We start from the raw sequence: 18,814 nt of genomic DNA, 5'->3' as shown, positions 1-18,814 counted from the left end.
CGAGGAGGACTCCATGGGCATCGCGATCGACAGCGGCGGCAAGGGCAAGCGACGGACACTGGACGCGGAGGTGAACCTGGTCCCCATGATCGACTTCCTGGTCGTCACCATCGCGTTCCTGGTGCTCACGGCGGCGTGGACCGCGGCGGGGCGCGTGGAGGCGAGCGCCGCGCTGGGCGGCCACGGCGAGCCGTGCGAGGACTGCCGACCGCGCAAGCTCGTGCTCGACGCGCGCGGCGAGCAGGCGTTTCTCCTCACGTGGAAGGAGGGCGAGAAGGTGATCCGCACGGTGGAGGTGCCCAAGCGGGCGATCGAGCCGACCGCGGGCCGCGCGCGGCAGATCCGTTACCCCGAGCTCGCGAAGGCGCTCTCCGACGAGTGGTCGACCTACGGTCAACACCGCGACCGCGCCGACAAGCACGTGGACCCGCTCGTGCTGCGCACGTCGAACGAGCTGCCCTACGCCGCGATGGTCGGCTTGATGGACGCCACGAGCTCCGTGCGACGCCCCGGGCCTGGCGCAGGAACGACGCCGGGCGCGAGCGACCGCGCGGCGTTCGAGCTGACGCTCGCGGTCGACTGATCGCGCGCCCCTGGGCGGCGCCGGGCATGGCAGCGGTGTCCCGGCGAGGCGCCGAAAGTCCGGACACGCGCGCGTCGCGAGGTGAGGGACGCTCGAACGTTTGTCGTGCGTGTCGCGGTGGCACGCGAGATGCAGGCCGCTCTTGCCCCTCGGATCGACCGCTGCGCACCGGACGCGCGCGTGTCGCGTCGCGTGGCGTGAGGAGCCCGCCTTGAAGAGCCTCGCCGTACGCAGCCTCGTCCCCTTCGTTCTAGCCGCCGCCGTCGCCGCGTGTGCGCTCACGCAGAGCACCCACGTCCGCGCCTGCGGCGGCTGCTTCGTGCAGAACGAGTCGACCGTCGTCACCGACCACCGGATGGCCCTGTCGATCTCGAAGACCCAGACCGTGCTCTGGGACCAGATTCGCTACACGGGCGATCCGCGCGAGTTCGCGTGGGTGCTTCCGGTGCGCGCGGGCACGAAGCTCGAGCTCGCGAACGACGAGTTTTTCACTGCGCTCGACGCCGCGACCCAGCCCGTCATCGTCCCGCCGGGGCGCACGGGCGGGCGGCTCGGCTGCGCCGTCGCGGGGTGCAGCGCCTCGGACTCCACCGGCTCGGGCGCGCCGGGCGAGGGCCAGGTGCAGATCGTGAGTCAAGCCGTCGTCGGGCCCTACGAGACCGTCACGCTTCGCGCGACCGATCCCGACGCCCTCACGCGGTGGCTGAAGAGCCACGCGTTCGCGATCCCCACGAACATCGAGCCCATCGTCGCGGCGTACGTGCGCGAGGGCTTCGACTTCATCGCCCTTCGGCTCGCGCCGCGCTGCGGAGAGCGGCAGATGCGCCCGGTCCGCGTGGTCACGCCCGGCGCCGATCCGACGCTGCCGCTTCGCATGGTCGCCGCCGGCGTCGGCGCGCGCGTCGGCATCACGCTCTACGTCATCGGCGAGGGGCGCTACCACCCCCAGAACTTCCCCGACGCCGAGGTGGAGTGGGAGTCCGACCTTACTTGGTCGCGAACCGGCAATCGCTCGAACTACCAAGACCTCGCCGCGGCTGCGATGGCGCAGGCTGGGGGGCGCGCGTGGCTTACGGAGTTCTCCGGGCGAGTCGACGTCGTGCAAGCGGCGACTCGCCGCTACGCGAGCAGCTTCCACCCGTCGCTCGTCGACACCTACTTCGGTCTCTGTCGCCGCGCCGGCGGCGGGACGGGCGGCTCGAGCGGCGGGACGGGCGGCTCGACGCCTTGTCCCGACAACGGCCCAGTCGCATCGACGGACGGAGGGATCCCCCCGCGCGCCCCCGTGGACGCCGGCGCGGCACCCGACGCCGCCGCGCCGGACGCGAGCGATCCCGAGGCGACCGACGGCGGCGAGGCGGACGGCGGCGAGGCGGACGGCGGCGAGGCGGACGGCGGCGAGGCGGACGGCGGCGGGGGCCGCGTCGATGCGGGAGCTCCTCGCGTCGACGCGGGATCCCCTCGCCCCGACGCTGGCGTATCGCCTGGACCTTCGACGAGCTTCCCGTGTGGGCTCGACGACCTCGCCGTCGCCACCGAGGGCATGAGCCCGACCGGCGTGTGGGTCACGCGCCTCCGCGCCGTGCTGCCCTCGAACGCGCTCGGGGCCGGCGATCTGCGGCTCGAGGCGACCACGAGCCAGACCCCCGTCGAGAGCGTCCACTACGTCGACACCTACTCCGACGAGGCGAGCCCGACTCGCGCTCAGGGCTGCGCGAGCGGCGCTCGCTCACGCACGACGTTCGGGAGCTACGGGCTCGCCGCAGCCGCCGCGGTGGCGGGCCTCGCGTGGGCACGCAAGCGTCGCCGGGGCTGAGCGGCGGCTCACGAGGCCTTACCCGCGCCTCAGGGCGGCGCTGCGGTCTCCGCCGGGCCCAGGGTCTTCTTCTGGTCGTCCACCCGGAACGACAGCGTGCCCACGCGCACGACGGCGCCTTCGTTTCGGCACGCCTGATCACGCAGCACCGCGTCGGGCGCGTGGCACGGCCGCCCCACCTCCGACACCGCGTCGCACTCGGGAGATTTGATCTGTACAATCGTGTACATACGCCTCGCCTGCGCGCGCGAGGCCTCGGCCCCGAGCGCGCGCTTTCCGCGGGTGAGCGCGGCGAGCGCGTAGGTCGACGTGCGCCCAGCGTGGGGGTCCTTGACGACCTCCGCCGGGGGCCGGGCGAGCTCCGCCTCCACGGCGCGAGTGAGCGCGTCGACCGAGCACGTGGGCTCGTCCTGGGTCGTGGTCTGGTTGGCCAACAGGGGGCTGCCCGCCGAGACACCCGACGTCGCGCACCGGAGGCCAGCGGCGCACGGATCCTCGCGCAGCAGCGCGTCGACCGGCGCGCACGACGCCCCCGCGTGGGCGACGGCCAGCACCGCCGCGTCGACCAGCGCGGCGCGCTCTGGCTCGGGCTCCGCCAGCAGCGGTGGCCTCGCCGAGAGCAGATCGCAGCCGAGCTTGCCGGCGTCGGCCGGCGACTTGACGGCGAGTACGCGGAGCAGCACCGCCGCCCCGAGGCCGCCGCGCGCGTCCTTCGCGCCCGTGACGCCCGCGAGCCGCTGGGTGAGCGCCGACGCCGCGAGGGCCCGCGGATCGGCGAACGCGACAGCGCGCGAGAGGAGCGCGGGGGACGCCGTGGGGTCAGCGACGAGCGCGGAGAACGCGGTCGCCAGCTCGTCGCGATCGGCTGGCCGCAGCGTGGGGAGGCGCAGCTCCCACCTCGGCCCTTCGGTGGCCGCGGCGCGCGCGAGCACCCGGGCGAGTCCTGGTGGGCCCTTCGCAGCGCGCACCGCGCCCACGATGACGTCGGGGCTCGGGGTCGAGGCGAGCAATTCGCCGACCGTGACCTCGTACGCCGCGGGCGTCGTCGTCGCCGGGCCTCGCTGCGGTTCGCCCGCGAGCATCACCATGTTGACCCACTGGCCGTCGACCCCGCGGAAGGCCACCGCGTCGAGGCCGTCGTCGCGCGCGAGCTCGATCGACGGCCGACCACCCACATCGCCCGCCGAGAGCGGCACCCGAGGCCAACCCTCGACCAGAAGCTCGGCCCCGCCGTCCGCCCGGGCGAGCAGGCGCGCGCCCGAGACGCGCCCGAGCTCCTTGGCGCCGCACGCGACCAGCAGCGACGCGAGCGCGAGGGCCGCGGCGCGAGCGCGAGGGGCGCGCCGCGAGGCGAGGAGCGACGTGACGAGGCTGCGCGGGGCCGGGGCGAGCATCGCCGGAGCATACGCTGTGGTACCTTGTCCGGGCCATGAGCACGCAAGCGAGCCACCGGCGAGCGGCGTGCCTCTGGCGCGAGGTCTCGACATGAACGATCGCGCGGCCGCGGCGCCGGCGCAACCTGGGCTCTTCTTCGGGATCGCGAGCGTATTTCGAGGGCTCGGCTTCCTCGTGATGCGGCCCGCGCTGTGGGGGCACGCGCTCGTGCCGGTGGTCATCGCGGGGGCCCTCATCGTGTTCTTCGGCACCACGGGCGTGGTGGCGACCAACGCGCTCACGCACGATCTCGTACACCGCGAAGGCACCTCCATCGTGCTCGCGTGGCTCCTCCGCGTGGTGCTCTGGCTCGTGTCGGTCGCGGTCGCGTTCCTCGTCGCGACGGCGCTGGCGCAGCCGCTCTCCGGGTTCGCGCTCGACGCCCTCTCCACGCGCCAAGAGGAAGCGCTCGGCGGCCCCCGGCGCACGGGGCCCGACCTGCTGCCCGCGCTGCTCGGCTCGCTCAAGGTCACGCTCCTTGGGCTGCTCGTGGGCGTACCCGCGATCGTCGCGCTCGCGGTCCTCAGCTTCGCCGTGCCACCGCTCGCGGTGGTCACGGTGCCGCTCAAGGTGATCGTCGTGGGGCTGCTCGCCGCGTGGGACTTCCTCGACTACCCGTTCTCGCTCCGCTCGATGGGGCTGCGCGCGCGGCTGTCGTTCGTGACCGATCATTTCGGGGCCGTGCTCGGCTTCGGGACCACCCTCGCGCTCATGCTCCTCGTGCCCGGGGTGGGGCTGTTCCTGCTGCCGGTCGGCGTGATCGCGGGCACGCGGCTCGTCGTCGCCACGGAGCGCAGGTCGTGAGCGCGTCGCCCGATCTGGTCGTGACCGAGCGCCTCACGCTCTCGGGTCGCCTGCTCTCGTGGACCAGCGCGCGCTCGTCGGGACCAGGCGGCCAGAACGTGAACAAGGTCGAGTCCAAGGTCGATCTTCGCTACGCCTTCGAGGAGGAGCTCGCCCTCACCCCGGCAGAGCGAGAGCTCCTCCGCGCGCGCTGCGAGGGGCGCATCGACGCCGAAGGCAGGCTCCAGATCGTGAGCCAGAAGACCCGCGACCGCGGGCAGAACCTGGCCGACGCGCGCGCCCGCCTCGCTCACCTCGTGCTCGTGGGGATCACGCCGGAGGTGCCCCGGAAGAAGACCAAGCCTTCCAGGGGCGCCGTCCGGCGCCGGCTCGGCGACAAGCGCGCGCAAGCCGAGAAGAAGGGTCAGCGCCGCGCTGGCGTCGCGAGGAGCGGGGGCGACGACTGACGCGCGACGACCCCGGCCTGCAGCGCGACCGTCGGCGCTCTTCAGCCCTTCGGATACCCGACCATCTTGCCGAGGTCGGGGTCCCAGAGCTTCAGGCGAAAGCAGCTGACGATGTCCGAGAGGCCGAGGCTCGTGGTGGCGGGGTGCTGCAACTCCGGGATCTCGGCCATCGCCTCGGGCAGGCGATAGAACGGGATTTGCTGGTTCAGGTGGTGGACGTGGTGATACCCGATGTTGCCTGTGAACCAGTTCATGACGGGCCCCATCTTCATGTAGCTCGACGACTCGAGCGCCGCGCGCGCGTAGCTCCACTCGTGCCGCGGCTGCACGTTCATGTCGGGGAAGTTGTGCTGTGCGTAGAACAGGTACGCGCCGGAGGCCATCGCCACCGCGAGGGGGAAGAAGTACCCGAAGAAGAATCCGGCCGCGCCGAGCTTCCACAGGAGCAGCGCCGAGACACCCCAGTTGACGACGAGCGACAGCGCGGAGTCCCAGTTCTTCTTCGGCGAGCGGAGGAACGGCGAGACGCCCATCCCGAGCATGAACACCGTGAAGTACCCGAACAGGATGGTGAGCGGGTGGCGCACGGCCTTGTACATGAAGCGTTCGCGGGCGCTCATCTTCTGCCACATGCCCGTGGTGACCATGACGTACGAGCCGACGTGCGAGCCGATGATCTTCGCCGTGTTCGCGTGGTGGTAGTTGTGGGTCTCTTTCCACACGCGCGGCGGGGTCATGACGAGCACGCCATACGCGTGGAGGATCGCGCGCGCGAGCCACGAGTTGCGCAGGATCGCGCCGTGCATGAAGTCGTGATAGACGATGAACATCCGCACGATCGTGAGGCCGGCGAGCAGGCCGAACGCGAGGCGGAGCGCCCAGTGCGGCGAGAGCGCCGCGCCCGACCAGAACGCCCCGAGCACGGCGAGCGTGCCGAGCAACACCGACCAGCTCTTCGCCCGCGACTCGGTGGCGTAGGGGCGCGAGGCGTGGATGAGCTCCTTCTCCGTGCGCTCCTTCGGGGACGTCGCTCGCTCGGCCTCGTCCGCGAGCTCACGCGCGTCGACGGGGGCAGCGAGGGAGACGGGAGAGATGAGGGGGGAGGGCGCCGTCGTTTGCATCGGTCCGTGTGCCCCGGTTGCTCGTTCCGTGCCTAACGCCCGGGCGGGGCGCGCGTGTCTTAGCGCGCTTTCTTTCTCGGGACCAACCGCGTCATGACCTCTGGCGTGAATATGTCAAAGTGCGTAGTCGCCCTCTCGTTGCGTAGGTTTGTGCGCACTCCGGGTTGAGCCGCCTCGCGGCCTCGCGGCCTCGCGCGTGGTCACTCGGCGTCGGAGAGGGCCTCCACGGGCAGCGGGAGCGGGGGCGCCGGCGCGTCGGCCGGCGCGTCGAGGAGCTGGCGCGCGCGCACCTCGGCGCTCGGCACGTGGAGGTCCCACACCACGCCGACCCAGGAGAGCGCCTTCAGGATGTAATAGGTCACATCAATTTCCCACCAGAAGAACCCCTGCGCGGTCGAGCGCGGGTAGTAGTGGTGGTTGTTGTGCCAGCCCTCGCCCAGCGTGAGGAGGGCGAGCGCGAGGCTGTTCTTGCTCTCGTCGCCGGTGCGGTAGCGGGGCTTGCCGAGGGCGTGGCACAGCGAGTTGATGGTGAACGTCCCGTGCCAGAGCAGCACGGTCGAGACGAAGTAGCCCCACAAGAGCGCGGGGACCCCGCCCACGAGGTAGAGGGTCGAGGCCAGCGCGATGGTCGGCACCACGTGCACGCGATCGAGGGCGCGGAGCTCGGGGAACCGGGTGAGGTCGGAGATGCGCTTCTCGTCGGTCGCCTCGTGGTCGTCGGCGATGATCCACCCGACGTGAGACCAGAAGAAACCGTCCCGCTTCAGGCTGTGCACGTCGCCGGGCTTGTCGCTGAGCTTGTGGTGCAACCGGTGATGTGCCGCCCACCACAGCACGCCCTTCTGGGTGCTCGAGACCGCGAGCAGCGCGAGCAAGAACTGGAAAACGCGGCTCGTGCGGAAGGTGCGGTGCGAGAAGTAGCGGTGGTAGCCGGCCGTGACGCCGAACATGCGCACGAAGTAGAGGGCCGCGGCGAGGGCGACGCCCTTCCACGAGAAGCCCGTGAGCGCGACGCCGACGACGGCGGCGAGGTGCACGGCGAAGAAGGGAATGCTCTTCACGAGCGAATAGCGCCGGGCGGGCGCACCGGCGTGGGCAGTGGAGTCGGTGGTCATGGTCGTGAGGGCAATCTAGGGGGCGCCTCGTCACGAAGCCGTCAGCCCTCTGCCACCGTTGCGCGATGGCCGCGGCTACTTCGCCGAGCGGCTCGCGAGCTCGGCGAGGTGCGCCACAGCCTCGTCGGGGCGCACCCACATGGCGCTCTGATCACCCTCGTAGATGCGCGTCGCGCCTTGCGTGAAGGTGAGCGCGTATCTGCAGAACACACTTTTTGCCATGCGCCTCACCTGCGTGGCGCGGGCCTCGAGGATGAGCGGCTCGCCCGGGGGCGCGAGCGCCAGGAACTTCGCGAGGTGAATGCGGCCGCCGTAGCCCACCCACCCGTCGGCGTGGCGGAGACCGAGCACGTAGTAGGCGTGGACGAAGCCCACCATGCCGGTCATGTGCACCATCAGCCCCCCGGACACGTGGCGGGGGTGCCGCAGCGGGTGGGCGCGCTGCTCGCGCGTGAGCGGCAGATCGTCGTGGGTGGGCATGCGCGCGACGACCCTGCCGCCCTCCCGGTCGATCTCCAGGATGTCGTCGAGCAAGAGACCACCGGGGCCATAGGGACAGTCCGCCACAAACTCGGGATCGAGCGCCATAGGGGGGCCCTTGGTAGTTCGTCGCGAGCGCGGCGTAAATGTCGCTGCGCCCGCGCCCACGCCGAAGGCCGAAGTGCCGGTGTTTCTCGTCGCGAGCGCGGCGTTTGGGGTAGAGAGGCGACGGCATGTTTCGCCGCGAGCTGCGCGACTACCGGTTCTTTCTGGCGTCGCGGGTCGCGAGCATGCTGGGCCACCAGATCACCTCGGTGGTCATCGGCTGGCAGGTGTTCTCGCTCACGGGCCGGGCGATGGATCTCGGCTACGTCGGCCTCGCGCAGTTCCTCCCGGCGATCGCCCTCTCGCTCGTGACGGGCCAGATCATCGACCGGGTCGACCGGCGGCGCGTGCTGGTGCTCTGCTACGCCGCGGAGGTGGCCTGCACGCTGTGCCTCCTCGCGCTCACGCGGGCCGAGAACCGAGCGCTCTGGCCGATCTACGCGGTGCTCGTCGTCTTCGGCACGGCGCGCGCCTTCAGCGGTCCGTCGAGCCAGGCGCTCGCGCCGAACCTGGTGTCGCGTGAGCTGCTCCCTAGGGCCGTCGCGTGGTCCTCCACGGCGTGGCAGCTCTCGGTCATCGTGGGGCCGGCCCTCGGCGGCGCGGTGTACGGGGGGCTCGGGCCGTCCGCCGCCTACGCGGCCTCGATGGTCCTCCTCACGGGCGCCGGGCTCGCGACCGCGTCGGTGCGGGGCGGTGGCCCGTCGGCTTGCCCCACGGCGGCCGAGGAGGGGCCGCCCGGCGAGAGCAAATTCGCAAAGCTGTTCGCGGGGTTGCGCTACGTGTTCCGCGAACGAGCCATCCTCGGGACGCTCTCGCTCGACCTCTTCGCCGTGCTCCTCGGTGGCGCGGTGGCGCTCCTGCCCATGTTCGCTGCGTCGCTTGGGGGCGGCCCGCTCGGGCTCGGGCTGCTTCGCAGCGCGCCGGCGGTCGGCGCGTCCGCCACCGCGCTCTTCCTGAGCTTCTTTCCGCTCCAGCGTCACGCGGGCCGCCGCATGCTCGCCGCGGTGGGCGTGTTCGGCGTCGCGACGATCGCCTTTGGGCTGTCGAAGAGCTTTCCCCTCTCGCTCGCGTGCCTGGTGGTGCTCGGCGCCGCCGACATGGTGAGCGTGGTCGTGCGCCGCACGCTCCTCCAGGTGCGGGTCCCCGACGCGATGCGCGGCCGCGTGTACGCCGTCACCGACGTCTTCGTGGGCGCGTCGAACGAGCTCGGCGAGTTCGAGTCGGGCCTCACCGCGGCGTGGCTGGGGCCCGAGGTCGCCGTCATCGCCGGCGGCGTCGGCACCTGCCTCATCGTGGCCGCGTGGGCCGTGTTCTTTCCCGCGCTTCGCGACGTCGATCGGCTCGAGTAGCCCCGCCGGACGCCGACGGAAAAAATGGTTGGCGCCGAGGGAAGGGGAGCCGCGGCCGGGCGTACGAGGGGGCATGAGCACCACGCACACCCACGACGCCCGCGACGCGCACTCGATCGGCATGGCGGTCCTCTTCGGGCTCTTCGCGCTGCTCTCCGTCGCCGCGTGCGCCGACGCCGCCTTCGGCTGAGCACGCTTGCCACGCGCTCGGCCCGTCCCGTAGGGTCGGCCCATTCCAACCGGAAGGCCGGTGAAGGCTCGCACGTTCTCCCAGAGTTCGGGAATTGTCATGGATCCGCTGGTCGACCGCTATTTCGTCACCTCCAAGCGCTGGCGCGCCGAGTCCGCGCGCGTCCGCGCCGTCCTCCTCGACTGCGGCCTTGGTGAGGCGCTCAAGTGGGGAAAGCCCTGCTACACGCACGGCGGCCACAACATCGCCATCGTCCAGCCGATGAACGCCTTCCTGGCGCTCATGTTCTTCAAGGGGGCGTTGCTCGACGACCCGGGCGGGGTGCTCGAAGAGCAGGGAGCGAGCTCGCGCTACCCTCGCCGCGTGTGCTTCTCCGACCTCGAACGGGTCACTCGCCTCGAGCCCACGCTGCGGGATCTCGTGGCCAAGGCCATCGCCGTCGAGGACTCGGGCCTGACGTTGCCTGACCGGCCCGCGCCCGCGTTGGCGCCCGAGCTCCAGGAGCGACTCGATCGCGAGCCCGCCCTCCGCGCCGCCTTCCTCGCGCTCACGCCGGGTCGTCGGCGCGAGTACGACCTCCACGTCGCTGGCGCGAAGCAGTCGAGCACACGGGCGCGGCGCGTGGACCAGCATGTCGCGCGCATCCTGGCGGGCAAGGGCCTCCGCGACGCTTGACGAGCGCGTGCACGCCGGTGGGTCACGCCCGCGGTAGCCTGACCCCGTAGGTGCTGCCGCGCGGCGCGCGGTCCGTGTGCGTGAGGTCCCCGCCCACGTCGTGGACGAGCCGCCACGCGACGGCGAGCCCGAGGCCCGCTCCTCGCCGGGAGGTCGCGTCGCCCCCGGGCGCGAAGAACGGTTCGAAGATGCGGCGCGCATCCTCCGCAGAGAGGCTGGGGCCGTTGTGGGAGATCTCGACGAGGGCGTCGCCTTCGGGAGATGCCCGGAGCTCGACCACGAGCTCGCACTCCGCGCGCGGCGTATCGGCCATCGCCTCGCTCGCGTGGAGTAGCAGGTTCAGCACGAGCTGACCCACACGCGCGCGCGAGCCACGCACCGCCGGGACCGGCTCGAAGCGCCGCGCGACCGAGGCGCGCGCGTGCAGCTCCGGGCCCGCGAGCGCGAGGGTCGACTCGACGACCTCGCGGAGATCGACCGGCGTGGAGATCGCCTCGTCGACCCGCGAGAGGGCCACGAGCTCGCGGACGATCGTGCGGATGCGGTCGACGCCCTCGAGGGCGACGGCGAGGGCCTCCCGACCCGCGCGGGCGGACTCGGAGTCCAGGGTCGCGAGCTCCCGGTCGGCGAGCTCGATGTTGTTCAACACGTAGCCGAGGGGGTTATTGACCTCGTGCGCGACGCCGGCCGCGAGCACGCCGATAGAGGCCATGCGGTCGGAGATGGCGAGGCGCTCGCGCAGTCGCGCGCGCTCGGTGACGTCGCGGCCCACCACCAGGCGCGCGGGCTCGCCGCCGAACACGACGTCGCGCGCGGGCGACACCTCCACGTCGAAGGCACGGCCGTCGCGCGCGATGAGGCGGATCTCGGTGAGGCGCGGCGCCGGGGTGTCGGCCGACCCGTCGATCCGAGCCGCCACGCTCGCGTGCGAGACCGGGGCGACGATCTCGAGCACGGGGCGCCCGACCAACGCGGCGCCGTCGGAGTAGCCCAACGCCTCGAAGAGCGCGGCGTTGGTCCAGAGGATACTCCCGTCGCGGTGGACGAGCACGAGGTCGGGCAGATCGGCGAAGATACGCTTGATCTCGAGCGACTCGGCCCGCATCGCGTCGAGCCCGGCGGTGAGCTCGCGGCGTTGCGCTTCGTAGGCGTCGACGACGTCGCTCCGGAGGATGAAGCCGCGAGCGCGGCGAGCGAGGCCCTTCACCCGAGCGAGCGCCGTCGACGAGGCGGGCAGCTCGATCAGGCTGTCCATGTCGCGGTCGGTCACCCTCGACTCGACGAGGCGCGCTCGGGGGAGTCCGAGGCTGCGCGGAAGCTCCTCGAGGATCCCCTCGAAATGGTGGAACATTGCCTTCGAGGGGGCGTACGGCGCGGGAATGGCGGTGCGGACGCGCACGACGGTGTCCCCGGGGTACGACATCTCGAGGCGCAGGTGGGGGAACATCGCCGGCGCGGCCCACTCTGCGCCCGCCTGGTAGAGCCGCCGCAACGGCACGGCGCCGCGCGCGAGGCGCGGCAAGAAGGTCCACGAGGGCGCGGTGATGAGCGCGCGGCCGACAGCGCGGACGCGCTCGGGGTCGTGCTCGCAGGCGCGCTCGAGCTCGTTGAAGATGTCGGCGAGCTCGCTCCAGTCGAGGTCGTTTCTTGGATTGCCCCAGCGCTCCGCGTTGGTGTGGCTCCCCCGCGTGAGCGTGAGCCGGCTGATCCCGACCGCCTCGGCGGAGTCGAAAAGCTCGCGGGAGAGCTTGCAGCTGATGCGCACGCGGCGAACCGTACACGAGCCCGCGGCTGGGCGCACGGTCGCCGCGGCTCGTTTCGCGCCGCTCGCCGGCCGTCGCGCCGACCGCGCGATCAGTAGGGCTTTCGTCCGACGAAGTTCCCGGCCGGGCTGTAGTTGCAGACCCAGTTGTCCCAGGCTCCTCCGCCGAACGGGCTGTTCGCGGTGCAGCGCTGCATCGCGCACCCGACCTTGACGCTCTCGCGCCAAACGACCTGCGTGTAGTGCCCACACACACCCGAGCACCGGTTCGTCGCGTAGTCGTAGTTCTTGACCTCGCTCACCCAGCTACCGACGACCGCCGCGGGAGACTTCGTGCCCCCGCTGTTGGCGTAAAGGTTCTCACCGCGTGGGCCGCGCCCCGGGTTGTGCGCGAAGACGCACTTCGCCGCGTACGCGCGGGCGACCTCGGCGTCCGACTCGGACCAGGCCATCGGGGGCAGCGCGGTGGCGGGCGCGGGCACGACCGCGGCGCGAGCGGCGTTGTGGGCGGCGACGATGCCCTTCAGCACGGGGTCGTTGGGCTCGGCCGCGGGCGGGCCCGGAGGGGCGGGCGGCGTGGTGGTCCCCGTGCCCGTGGGCGGCGGGGTGGGTGAGGTGGAAGTGGAAGTCGAGGTGGCGCTCGGGGGAGGGGGCGCGTCGGGATCGCCGCCCCCGCCGCCGGTGACGGGCGGCTCGCCCACGAGCGTCTGCGGGCTGTCGCTGCAAGCGGGCGCCAGGAACGCGAGCGCAGAGAGCGCGACCAGCGATGCGGAGAAGAACCGGCGCGGCGTGCGGGCGGGGGCGTAGCGCATCCGTTGACGATAACGGACGCCTCGCGCGGCGCCACCCCAACCGTGTCCACTTGGCGTCTCGGGTGGCTGAAATTGCTCATGAATTCCGCCGGTGTCGGACGATTGTGCTGGGAGTGTCGCGGCCTGCGGGCCGCCTTCGGCGACGACGCCGAGGAGCGCCGCGCAGCGGGGGCCGCGCCCGCGCCCGCGCCCGCGATCTCGCCAGGCCAGCACCTGGTGCGGAGCAGGGAGCGGCTCGCGAAAGTCGCGCAGAGGCGAGGCGGGGTACGAGAACCGCCGAGCGTGAGCCTCGGTCTGAAAATCGACAGGCTGCCCCACTCGGGCGGCAGGCGCGGTCGTGTCGTGTCGCGCGCAGGAACGGCTCGGTGACGCCGAGGGGGCGCTTTCCCGAGAAAGCGATTGCGCGGGCCGCATGCATCCGAAACACTTCGAGATCGTGGTTCGCCGGGGGGCGACCGCACGAGGTGACTCATGAGCGCGCGTAGCCACGTTGTCCTCTTGGCGTTGACCGGGTCGATCGGCTTCCTGATGGTCGCCTGCAGCGCCGACCCCGCGCCGACCGAGCCGGCGGCCGACGCAGGGACGGCCTCCAAGCCAGACGGGTCGGCACCCCCCGACGGCGCGCCTCCACCTCCCGCGCGCTGCGCGACACCGCCGTGCGCGGACGGCGCGGCATGCACGGCCGCGGCCGACTGCGTGAGCAAGGTGTGCAAAGACGCCGTTTGCTTCCCCGGCGCAGCCGGGGACGGCGTGCAGAACGGCAGCGAGACCGACGTCGATTGTGGCGGCAGCGCGAGCGCGGCCCCGCGATGCGACGACGGAAAGAGCTGTGCCCAGGGGACCGACTGCAAGAGCCTCTCTTGCCGTGGCTACGTGTGCCGCGCCCCGACCGGAACGGACAACACGAAGAACGGCACGGAGACCGACGTGGACTGCGGCGGAGGCGCCCCCACGAACGCCAAACGCTGCGGCGAAGGCAAGGCCTGTGGCGTCGCCACCGACTGCGAGGACGGCGTGTGCACCGCCGGTATCTGCAGGGCCCCCACGAGCACCGACGGCATCAAGAACGGCAACGAGACGGGCGTCGACTGCGGCAAGGGTCCGACGGGCTTCGACACGAAGGCGCCGCCCTGTCCCGCGGGCACCCCGTGCACGGGGCCGGGCGACTGCGGGAGCCGGGTGTGCACCGCGAACGTGTGCCAGGCGGCCACCTACACCGACGGCGTCCGGAATGGTGACGAGTCCGACATCGACTGCGGCGGCGCGGCTCCTCCGCCCGGCAAGCGGTGCGACACGGGCAAGGCGTGCGCGCTGCATCGAGACTGCGCCTCCGACGGCTGCGACACGACGCTCCACTGCGCCGAGGCTCGGAGCTGCACCGGCGTGAACGGCGGCACGACCTGCGGTGCGGGCGAGATCGGCCAGCCCGGGTCGCGTCACGAGAGCTGCTGCAAGTCGCTCCCGGTGCCGGGCTACAGCGATCCGAGAAACCCTGGCAAGACCGTGTATCTCGACAAGTACGAGGTGACCGCGGGGCGTGTGCGCACGTTCGTCGAGCGCATGATGCAAGCCAACGGAGGGGTGCCGAACATCAAGGCTTGGGTCGACGCGAACCCTCCGCCGTACTGGAACCCCGAGTGGAACATGTGGATGCCGACGGCCGCCAGCACCGTCGTCGACATTCCACGAGGCGGAATTGACCCCATTCGCGATTTCGGCACCGTGGGCGACGTCGGGCTCGATCGCATTTTCGGCTACGGCGGGACCTATTTCTACACTCACGGAGACAACTGCCGAGTCGCGTCGACGGGTATCTACGGATACCCAACGTACTGGTACCCGGACGCGATCATGATCGACAAGAACTTCGGAGGCCCGAGGTTCCTGTCGCAGACCGACCTCGACACTCGCTCGATGAACTGCATCCCGAACGCGGTCCTCGCGGCGTTCTGCGCCTGGGACGGCGGCCAGCTCGCCACGAGCGCGGTGCTCCGGTTCGTCGCGGGGACGGGCACGAGCAAGCGCGCCGTCGGCCCCCGACCGACCTGCGAGTCCCCCGAGCACGGCCGGATGGTCGCGCTGGACGTGGCCACGAGCCCCGCGAACTTCACGTGCGACGCCGGCCAGGCGCCCTTCGCGTACTTCTACCCCAACGTGCCTGCGACCGTGACGGACGGCGCGTCACGCGTGGCGGCTCCCGGGCGCATGACGGCGGACATCGTCCAGATAAACCCGGGCGACGAGCCGTGGATGGACATGCGCGGCAACATGCACGAGATGGCGCTGGCGGACACCGTCGCGCCCACGGGCCTCGCCTTCGCGGGGGGACACTTCAACGGCATCGCGGCGGCCAGCGGAGGAAACGCCCGGGGTATCTACCCCGAGTTCAAGGCCGGGTGGATGGGCGGCCGGTGCATGCGGTTCCGCACGCCCTGACTTGCTGGAGGGGCGCCAAGCGGTGGGGTCGGGCCACGGCGGGCACCTACAAGCTCGACTTGGCGACCAAGCCGAAGTAGCCCTCGGCGCGCAGGTCATGGCGCGGAGTCTCCCGCGCACCGAATCCCACCCCCTTGGCATGAGCCCGCTGGAGTCCCCATGACGACGACGAACGCGACCCCCTTCGGCTTCTCTTCGACCGCGGAGGAGGTGACGGAGGGCCTCTCTCTGGCCGGCAAGACCGTGGTCGTCACGGGCTGCAACTCGGGCATCGGCATGGAGACCGCCCGCGTGCTCGCGCTCCGTGGCGCGCACATCATCGGGACCGCCCGGACCGAAGAGAAGGCGCTCGAGGCCTTTCGCACACTCGGTATCGAAGGGACGCCGCTGGCCTGCGAGCTGTCGGAGCCTCGCTCGGCCGCCGCGGCCGCGCGGGCGCTCGTGGCCGGGGGGCGGAAGATCGACGCCCTCGTGTGCAACGCGGGCATCATGGCGTTGCCTGAGCGCGAGCTGAAGCACGGCCACGAGCTGCAGTTCCTCACGAACCACCTGGGGCACTTCACGCTCGTCACGCGCGCGCTGCCCGCGCTCGCCGAGGGGGGACGCGTCGTCGTCGTCTCGAGCGGCGCGCACATGAACCCGCCCGACGGGGGCATCGCCTTCGACGACCTCACGCTCGCCAACGCCTACCTCCCGTGGAAGGCCTACGGGCAGTCGAAGCTCGCGAACATTCTCTTCGCGCGCGCGCTCGCCAAGCGATTGCCCTCGGGCCAGACCGCCAACGCTCTTCATCCAGGCGTCATCAAGACGAACCTGACGCGGCACATCGGCGAGGCCGTGTTCGACAGCATCGACGCGAAGATGATGAAGACCGTGCCGCAGGGCGCGGCGACCCAGACGCTGCTCGCGGCGCACCCCTCCCTCGCAGGGATCACGGGCGCCTACTACGCCGACTGCAAGGTCAAGGCGCCGTCGGCGTACGCGCAAGACGAAGCGCTGGCGGAGCGGCTGTGGACCGAGAGCGAGCGAATCGTGGACGGCCTGCTGCGCGCGTGAGCCGCGGCGCGCGTCACCTGGTACAAGTCAGGGATGCTGAGCACCGTCGCGGAGTACGAGCGCAGGTGGCGAGGGCTCGTGCGAGACCTGCGGGCGCATCCCGACGTGCACGTGCTCGCCGCGGAGGCCGCGACGCCGACGGATCCCCAGATCGCGCGGCTCGAGGGCCTGCTTGGCCGTCCCGTCCCCGACGACGTGCGCACCTTCTTCGAGTGGACGACCCACCTCACGCTGTCTTGGGTCGTGCGCGACCCGAGCGGGATGCGCGAGCCGAGTGAGCTGGGCTACGGAGGCAGCGTTCGTATTCCCTCCATCACCGAGATGCGGAAGGGGCCTGCCCATTGGTCTTGTGCGATGGACCTCCTCGACGGGCCCTACGAAGGGCACGGCCTCCGGCTTTCCAACGGTCGGGAGGGGGGCATGTTGCCGTTCGACTTCTTCGAGTCCGACGAGATGACGGTCAACGTCGCCGTGTTCCTGCCAACCACCGATCTCAACGTCGTGGTGAGTGAGGACCACGGGGCCGATCTCGACAACACGGGCATTCTGTCCTTCGCCGAATACATGGATGTGGTCCTCCGGACCTATGGCAGCCCTGTCGCGCGGGCGGCGATGAACTCGTTCGTGAACCGTCACCTGCGGGCTCGAGACGTGTACCCCGACCTGTTTGGGGGGCACGGTGCCGGAGAGGAGCCACGCACGTTCACACTCGACGAAATCATCGCGTTGAACGAAGAGGGCAATCCGCGACTGTTCCAGAGGCCTCTGCCGCTCCCCGAGCGCCCGCGACCCACGGGGATCGGGCGCATCACCTTCCACGACAAGCGCTATTTCGTGCAGGTTCGGGGAACGACCTTGAGCATGCACCCGTATGGCAAGGACCCCACGTTCTTCCTGCGCGTCCGCACGGACATGGGCGAGGAAATCTACCTCCCGCGCCGCGAGGCCACCGAGCTCGTGGGGCCGCACGACGGATACGAGCTGGCGCGCCAGAACCCCGGCGCGTTTCTCGCCGCCCTTTCGCAGGTGTCGGCTGCGGCCGCACAAGACATGTTCGGGAGTATCTGGGGCGAACGGGGGAATTGTCACAGCCGTTGCGAGGGCTTTCCGGTCGCCATCGCGAACGAAGCTTGGCGCGTCTTTGCCCTGTTCTCTACCCTCGAGCCCGCCGTCGTGGTGACGGAGCTCGCGAAGGTTCTCTCAGGGTGGCTCGCCGAGCCGGGCGATCGCACCAGAGAGCAGGTGGTGGCGATCTACGACTGTGCCGCGGCCCTGACCGCTGTGCTCGCGCGGGCGATGCCGAGACCGTTGCCCGCCGCGCTCGGTCACCAGCTCACGGACCTCGCGAGAGCCGCCGACAAGTACGGTCAACCCTTTCGGGGAATGATTCCGTCGGCGCCGCCTCTCTCCGACGAGGCGGCGTACTGGCGCGCGGCGGTCTCAGGGACGGCGGTCCCGCTCTTGCCGCCCCCGTCTCACAAGTTGGGGACGAGCGTCGGGCTCGACGGGATTCCGCTCCTCGACTGACGCCCCTTCGCTCGCGCGGATTCGCGCGGCCGGCGCTTTCACGGGAGGGGCGGCGGGACGCGCCAAGTGGACGCGCCGGTGAACGTGCCGTGGTGCTCGAACAGAAACGCGACCACCCCGTCGGCGAGCGCGGTGGCCGTCGCGGACCGCTGCGCGGCGCTGGCGCGTGACGCGGGGTTGGTCTCGACCTGCCAGCCGAACGTCGCGGGGTGCGCCGCGCTCGTGTAGCGCTCGGTGTTGTAACCGCCGTTGAAGTAGGATTCCCCCAGGAGAGGCGCCGGGTCCGCCGGGCTGGGCACGGAGGGGAGGCCCCGCTCGCCGAGCCGCGCGCCGAACGCGCTCGCGCCGGTGAGCAGCTCGCGCGTGGAGACGAGGCCATCGCGGTACCTGGGCAGGTTGGCGAAGGAGGGGGTCGTCGCGCTGGTGAACCCGGGGTTCGTCGCGAAGCTTCGCAGCGCGCTGGCGCTGAAGAGATAGCCAAGCTCCATTCGCTCGTTCGCGTGGCCGTGTGCGTGGATGTCCATGTAGAATACATGGCTGAAGCGCGCGACCTCGGCGGCGACGGCGGCCTCGATGAACCCGTGCATCTCGGCCCACACTTTTTGCATGCGAGGCTCGCCGCAGGTCGCCTCGTCGATCTCGCGGTTCAGGTCGACCTTCTTGCGCGAGATGTTCGCGACCACGAGGTGCGGGCGTCCGCCGTAGCGCGCGACGAACGCGGCCTGCATCAGGCGGCCCAGCGTGGCGGCGTTCGTGTCGCGCACGGTCGTGATGGTGGGAGCACGCGGGGTTCGCCGCGCGGTCGACGACGGACGCCGGCTCGAGCGTGCCGTCGTGTGGCACGCTGAGGACGATGGGGAGGTCGCCGGCGACGTACTCGAGCCACTGGTTGCCGCTCGTGTCGAAGTACGACTGGCCCGACACGTATGTGGGGGGCCCGGCGTCGGACGCGGCCCCTGCGTCGGCGTCCCCCGGGGGGCTCGCGTCGGCCTCCGCGTCTCTCTCCCCGCCCTCGGCGGCGTCGGCGCGGGCGTCGGGGGTCGTCGCGTCAGCGGTCGGCGGCGTGGGATCCGCGTCCTTGGTCGTCGCGTCGTCGCCGGGGG

General features: G+C 71.4%; 16 protein-coding genes. 9 read left to right on the top strand and 7 right to left on the bottom strand.

What is annotated here, in order from left to right; all coding sequences use genetic code 11:
- The first annotated feature begins 13 nt into the window (after positions 1 to 13).
- Both IPQ09_29790 and IPQ09_29785 read left to right on the top strand, forming a co-directional pair.
- Entirely contained in the window at positions 14 to 583 is a 570-nt protein-coding gene (locus IPQ09_29790) for a biopolymer transporter ExbD (protein MBL0198340.1), read from the top strand.
- A gap of 211 nt (positions 584 to 794) precedes the next feature.
- Positions 795 to 2,399, top strand: coding sequence for a DUF2330 domain-containing protein (locus IPQ09_29785; GenBank protein MBL0198339.1), 1,605 nt, complete (start codon positions 795 to 797; stop codon positions 2,397 to 2,399).
- A gap of 29 nt (positions 2,400 to 2,428) precedes the next feature.
- On the opposite strand, the gene IPQ09_29780 is transcribed toward IPQ09_29785, so the two are convergent.
- Positions 2,429 to 3,793 carry a hypothetical protein gene (locus tag IPQ09_29780; protein ID MBL0198338.1) on the bottom strand — a complete coding sequence of 455 codons (1,365 nt, stop codon included), beginning with the start codon at positions 3,791 to 3,793 and terminating at the stop codon, positions 2,429 to 2,431.
- 91 nt (positions 3,794 to 3,884) lie between these two features.
- Here IPQ09_29780 and IPQ09_29775 point away from each other — a divergent pair, with 91 nt between their 5' ends.
- Both IPQ09_29775 and arfB read left to right on the top strand, forming a co-directional pair.
- Complete coding sequence (locus IPQ09_29775; GenBank protein ID MBL0198337.1) at positions 3,885 to 4,637, top strand: EI24 domain-containing protein; 753 nt, start codon at positions 3,885 to 3,887, stop codon at positions 4,635 to 4,637.
- 14 nt (positions 4,638 to 4,651) lie between these two features.
- Positions 4,652 to 5,083: an aminoacyl-tRNA hydrolase gene (gene arfB, locus IPQ09_29770; GenBank protein ID MBL0198336.1), complete on the top strand. Its 432-nt coding sequence runs from the start codon at positions 4,652 to 4,654 to the stop codon at positions 5,081 to 5,083.
- Between the two features lie 41 nt (positions 5,084 to 5,124).
- On the opposite strand, the gene IPQ09_29765 is transcribed toward arfB, so the two are convergent.
- The 3 genes from IPQ09_29765 to IPQ09_29755 form a co-directional block, all read right to left on the bottom strand.
- On the bottom strand, positions 5,125 to 6,204 hold the full coding sequence (locus IPQ09_29765; protein ID MBL0198335.1) for a fatty acid desaturase: 1,080 nt from the start codon (positions 6,202 to 6,204) through the stop codon (positions 5,125 to 5,127).
- A 200-nt stretch (positions 6,205 to 6,404) separates the two neighbouring features.
- Positions 6,405 to 7,319, bottom strand: a complete 915-nt coding sequence (locus IPQ09_29760; GenBank protein MBL0198334.1) for an acyl-CoA desaturase — start codon at positions 7,317 to 7,319, stop codon at positions 6,405 to 6,407.
- 75 nt (positions 7,320 to 7,394) lie between these two features.
- Positions 7,395 to 7,907 (bottom strand): hypothetical protein, encoded by a 513-nt coding sequence (locus IPQ09_29755; GenBank protein ID MBL0198333.1) that lies wholly within the window; start codon positions 7,905 to 7,907, stop codon positions 7,395 to 7,397.
- Positions 7,908 to 8,032: 125 nt separating this feature from the next.
- Between IPQ09_29755 and IPQ09_29750 the strand changes: the two genes are divergently transcribed.
- A complete protein-coding gene (locus IPQ09_29750) occupies positions 8,033 to 9,253 on the top strand; it encodes an MFS transporter (protein MBL0198332.1) in 1,221 nt (406 codons plus the stop codon).
- Between the two features lie 289 nt (positions 9,254 to 9,542).
- A complete protein-coding gene (locus IPQ09_29745) occupies positions 9,543 to 10,118 on the top strand; it encodes a YdeI/OmpD-associated family protein (GenBank protein ID MBL0198331.1) in 576 nt (191 codons plus the stop codon).
- A gap of 22 nt (positions 10,119 to 10,140) precedes the next feature.
- Here the strand turns inward: IPQ09_29745 and IPQ09_29740 are convergent, their stop codons facing one another.
- Positions 10,141 to 11,883 carry a PAS domain S-box protein gene (locus IPQ09_29740; protein ID MBL0198330.1) on the bottom strand — a complete coding sequence of 581 codons (1,743 nt, stop codon included), beginning with the start codon at positions 11,881 to 11,883 and terminating at the stop codon, positions 10,141 to 10,143.
- Between the two features lie 89 nt (positions 11,884 to 11,972).
- On the bottom strand, positions 11,973 to 12,692 hold the full coding sequence (locus IPQ09_29735) for a hypothetical protein (GenBank protein MBL0198329.1): 720 nt from the start codon (positions 12,690 to 12,692) through the stop codon (positions 11,973 to 11,975).
- A 471-nt stretch (positions 12,693 to 13,163) separates the two neighbouring features.
- Here IPQ09_29735 and IPQ09_29730 point away from each other — a divergent pair, with 471 nt between their 5' ends.
- The 3 genes from IPQ09_29730 to IPQ09_29720 all read left to right on the top strand — a co-directional run bounded on the left by IPQ09_29730 (position 13,164) and on the right by IPQ09_29720 (position 17,711).
- A complete protein-coding gene (locus IPQ09_29730; GenBank protein ID MBL0198328.1) occupies positions 13,164 to 15,128 on the top strand; it encodes a hypothetical protein in 1,965 nt (654 codons plus the stop codon).
- 159 nt (positions 15,129 to 15,287) lie between these two features.
- Entirely contained in the window at positions 15,288 to 16,184 is an 897-nt protein-coding gene (locus IPQ09_29725; protein ID MBL0198327.1) for an SDR family oxidoreductase, read from the top strand.
- 33 nt (positions 16,185 to 16,217) lie between these two features.
- Positions 16,218 to 17,711, top strand: coding sequence for a hypothetical protein (locus IPQ09_29720; GenBank protein MBL0198326.1), 1,494 nt, complete (start codon positions 16,218 to 16,220; stop codon positions 17,709 to 17,711).
- Positions 17,712 to 17,749: 38 nt separating this feature from the next.
- Here the strand turns inward: IPQ09_29720 and IPQ09_29715 are convergent, their stop codons facing one another.
- Positions 17,750 to 18,475, bottom strand: coding sequence for a hypothetical protein (locus IPQ09_29715; GenBank protein MBL0198325.1), 726 nt, complete (start codon positions 18,473 to 18,475; stop codon positions 17,750 to 17,752).
- Between the last annotated feature and the right edge of the window lie 339 nt (positions 18,476 to 18,814).

Source organism: Myxococcales bacterium, assembly GCA_016720545.1.
GTDB lineage: Bacteria > Myxococcota_A > Polyangia > Polyangiales > Polyangiaceae > JAAFHV01.
The sequence above is the reverse complement of the archived record's forward strand: the minus strand, read 5'-3'. Positions and strand labels throughout refer to the sequence as shown.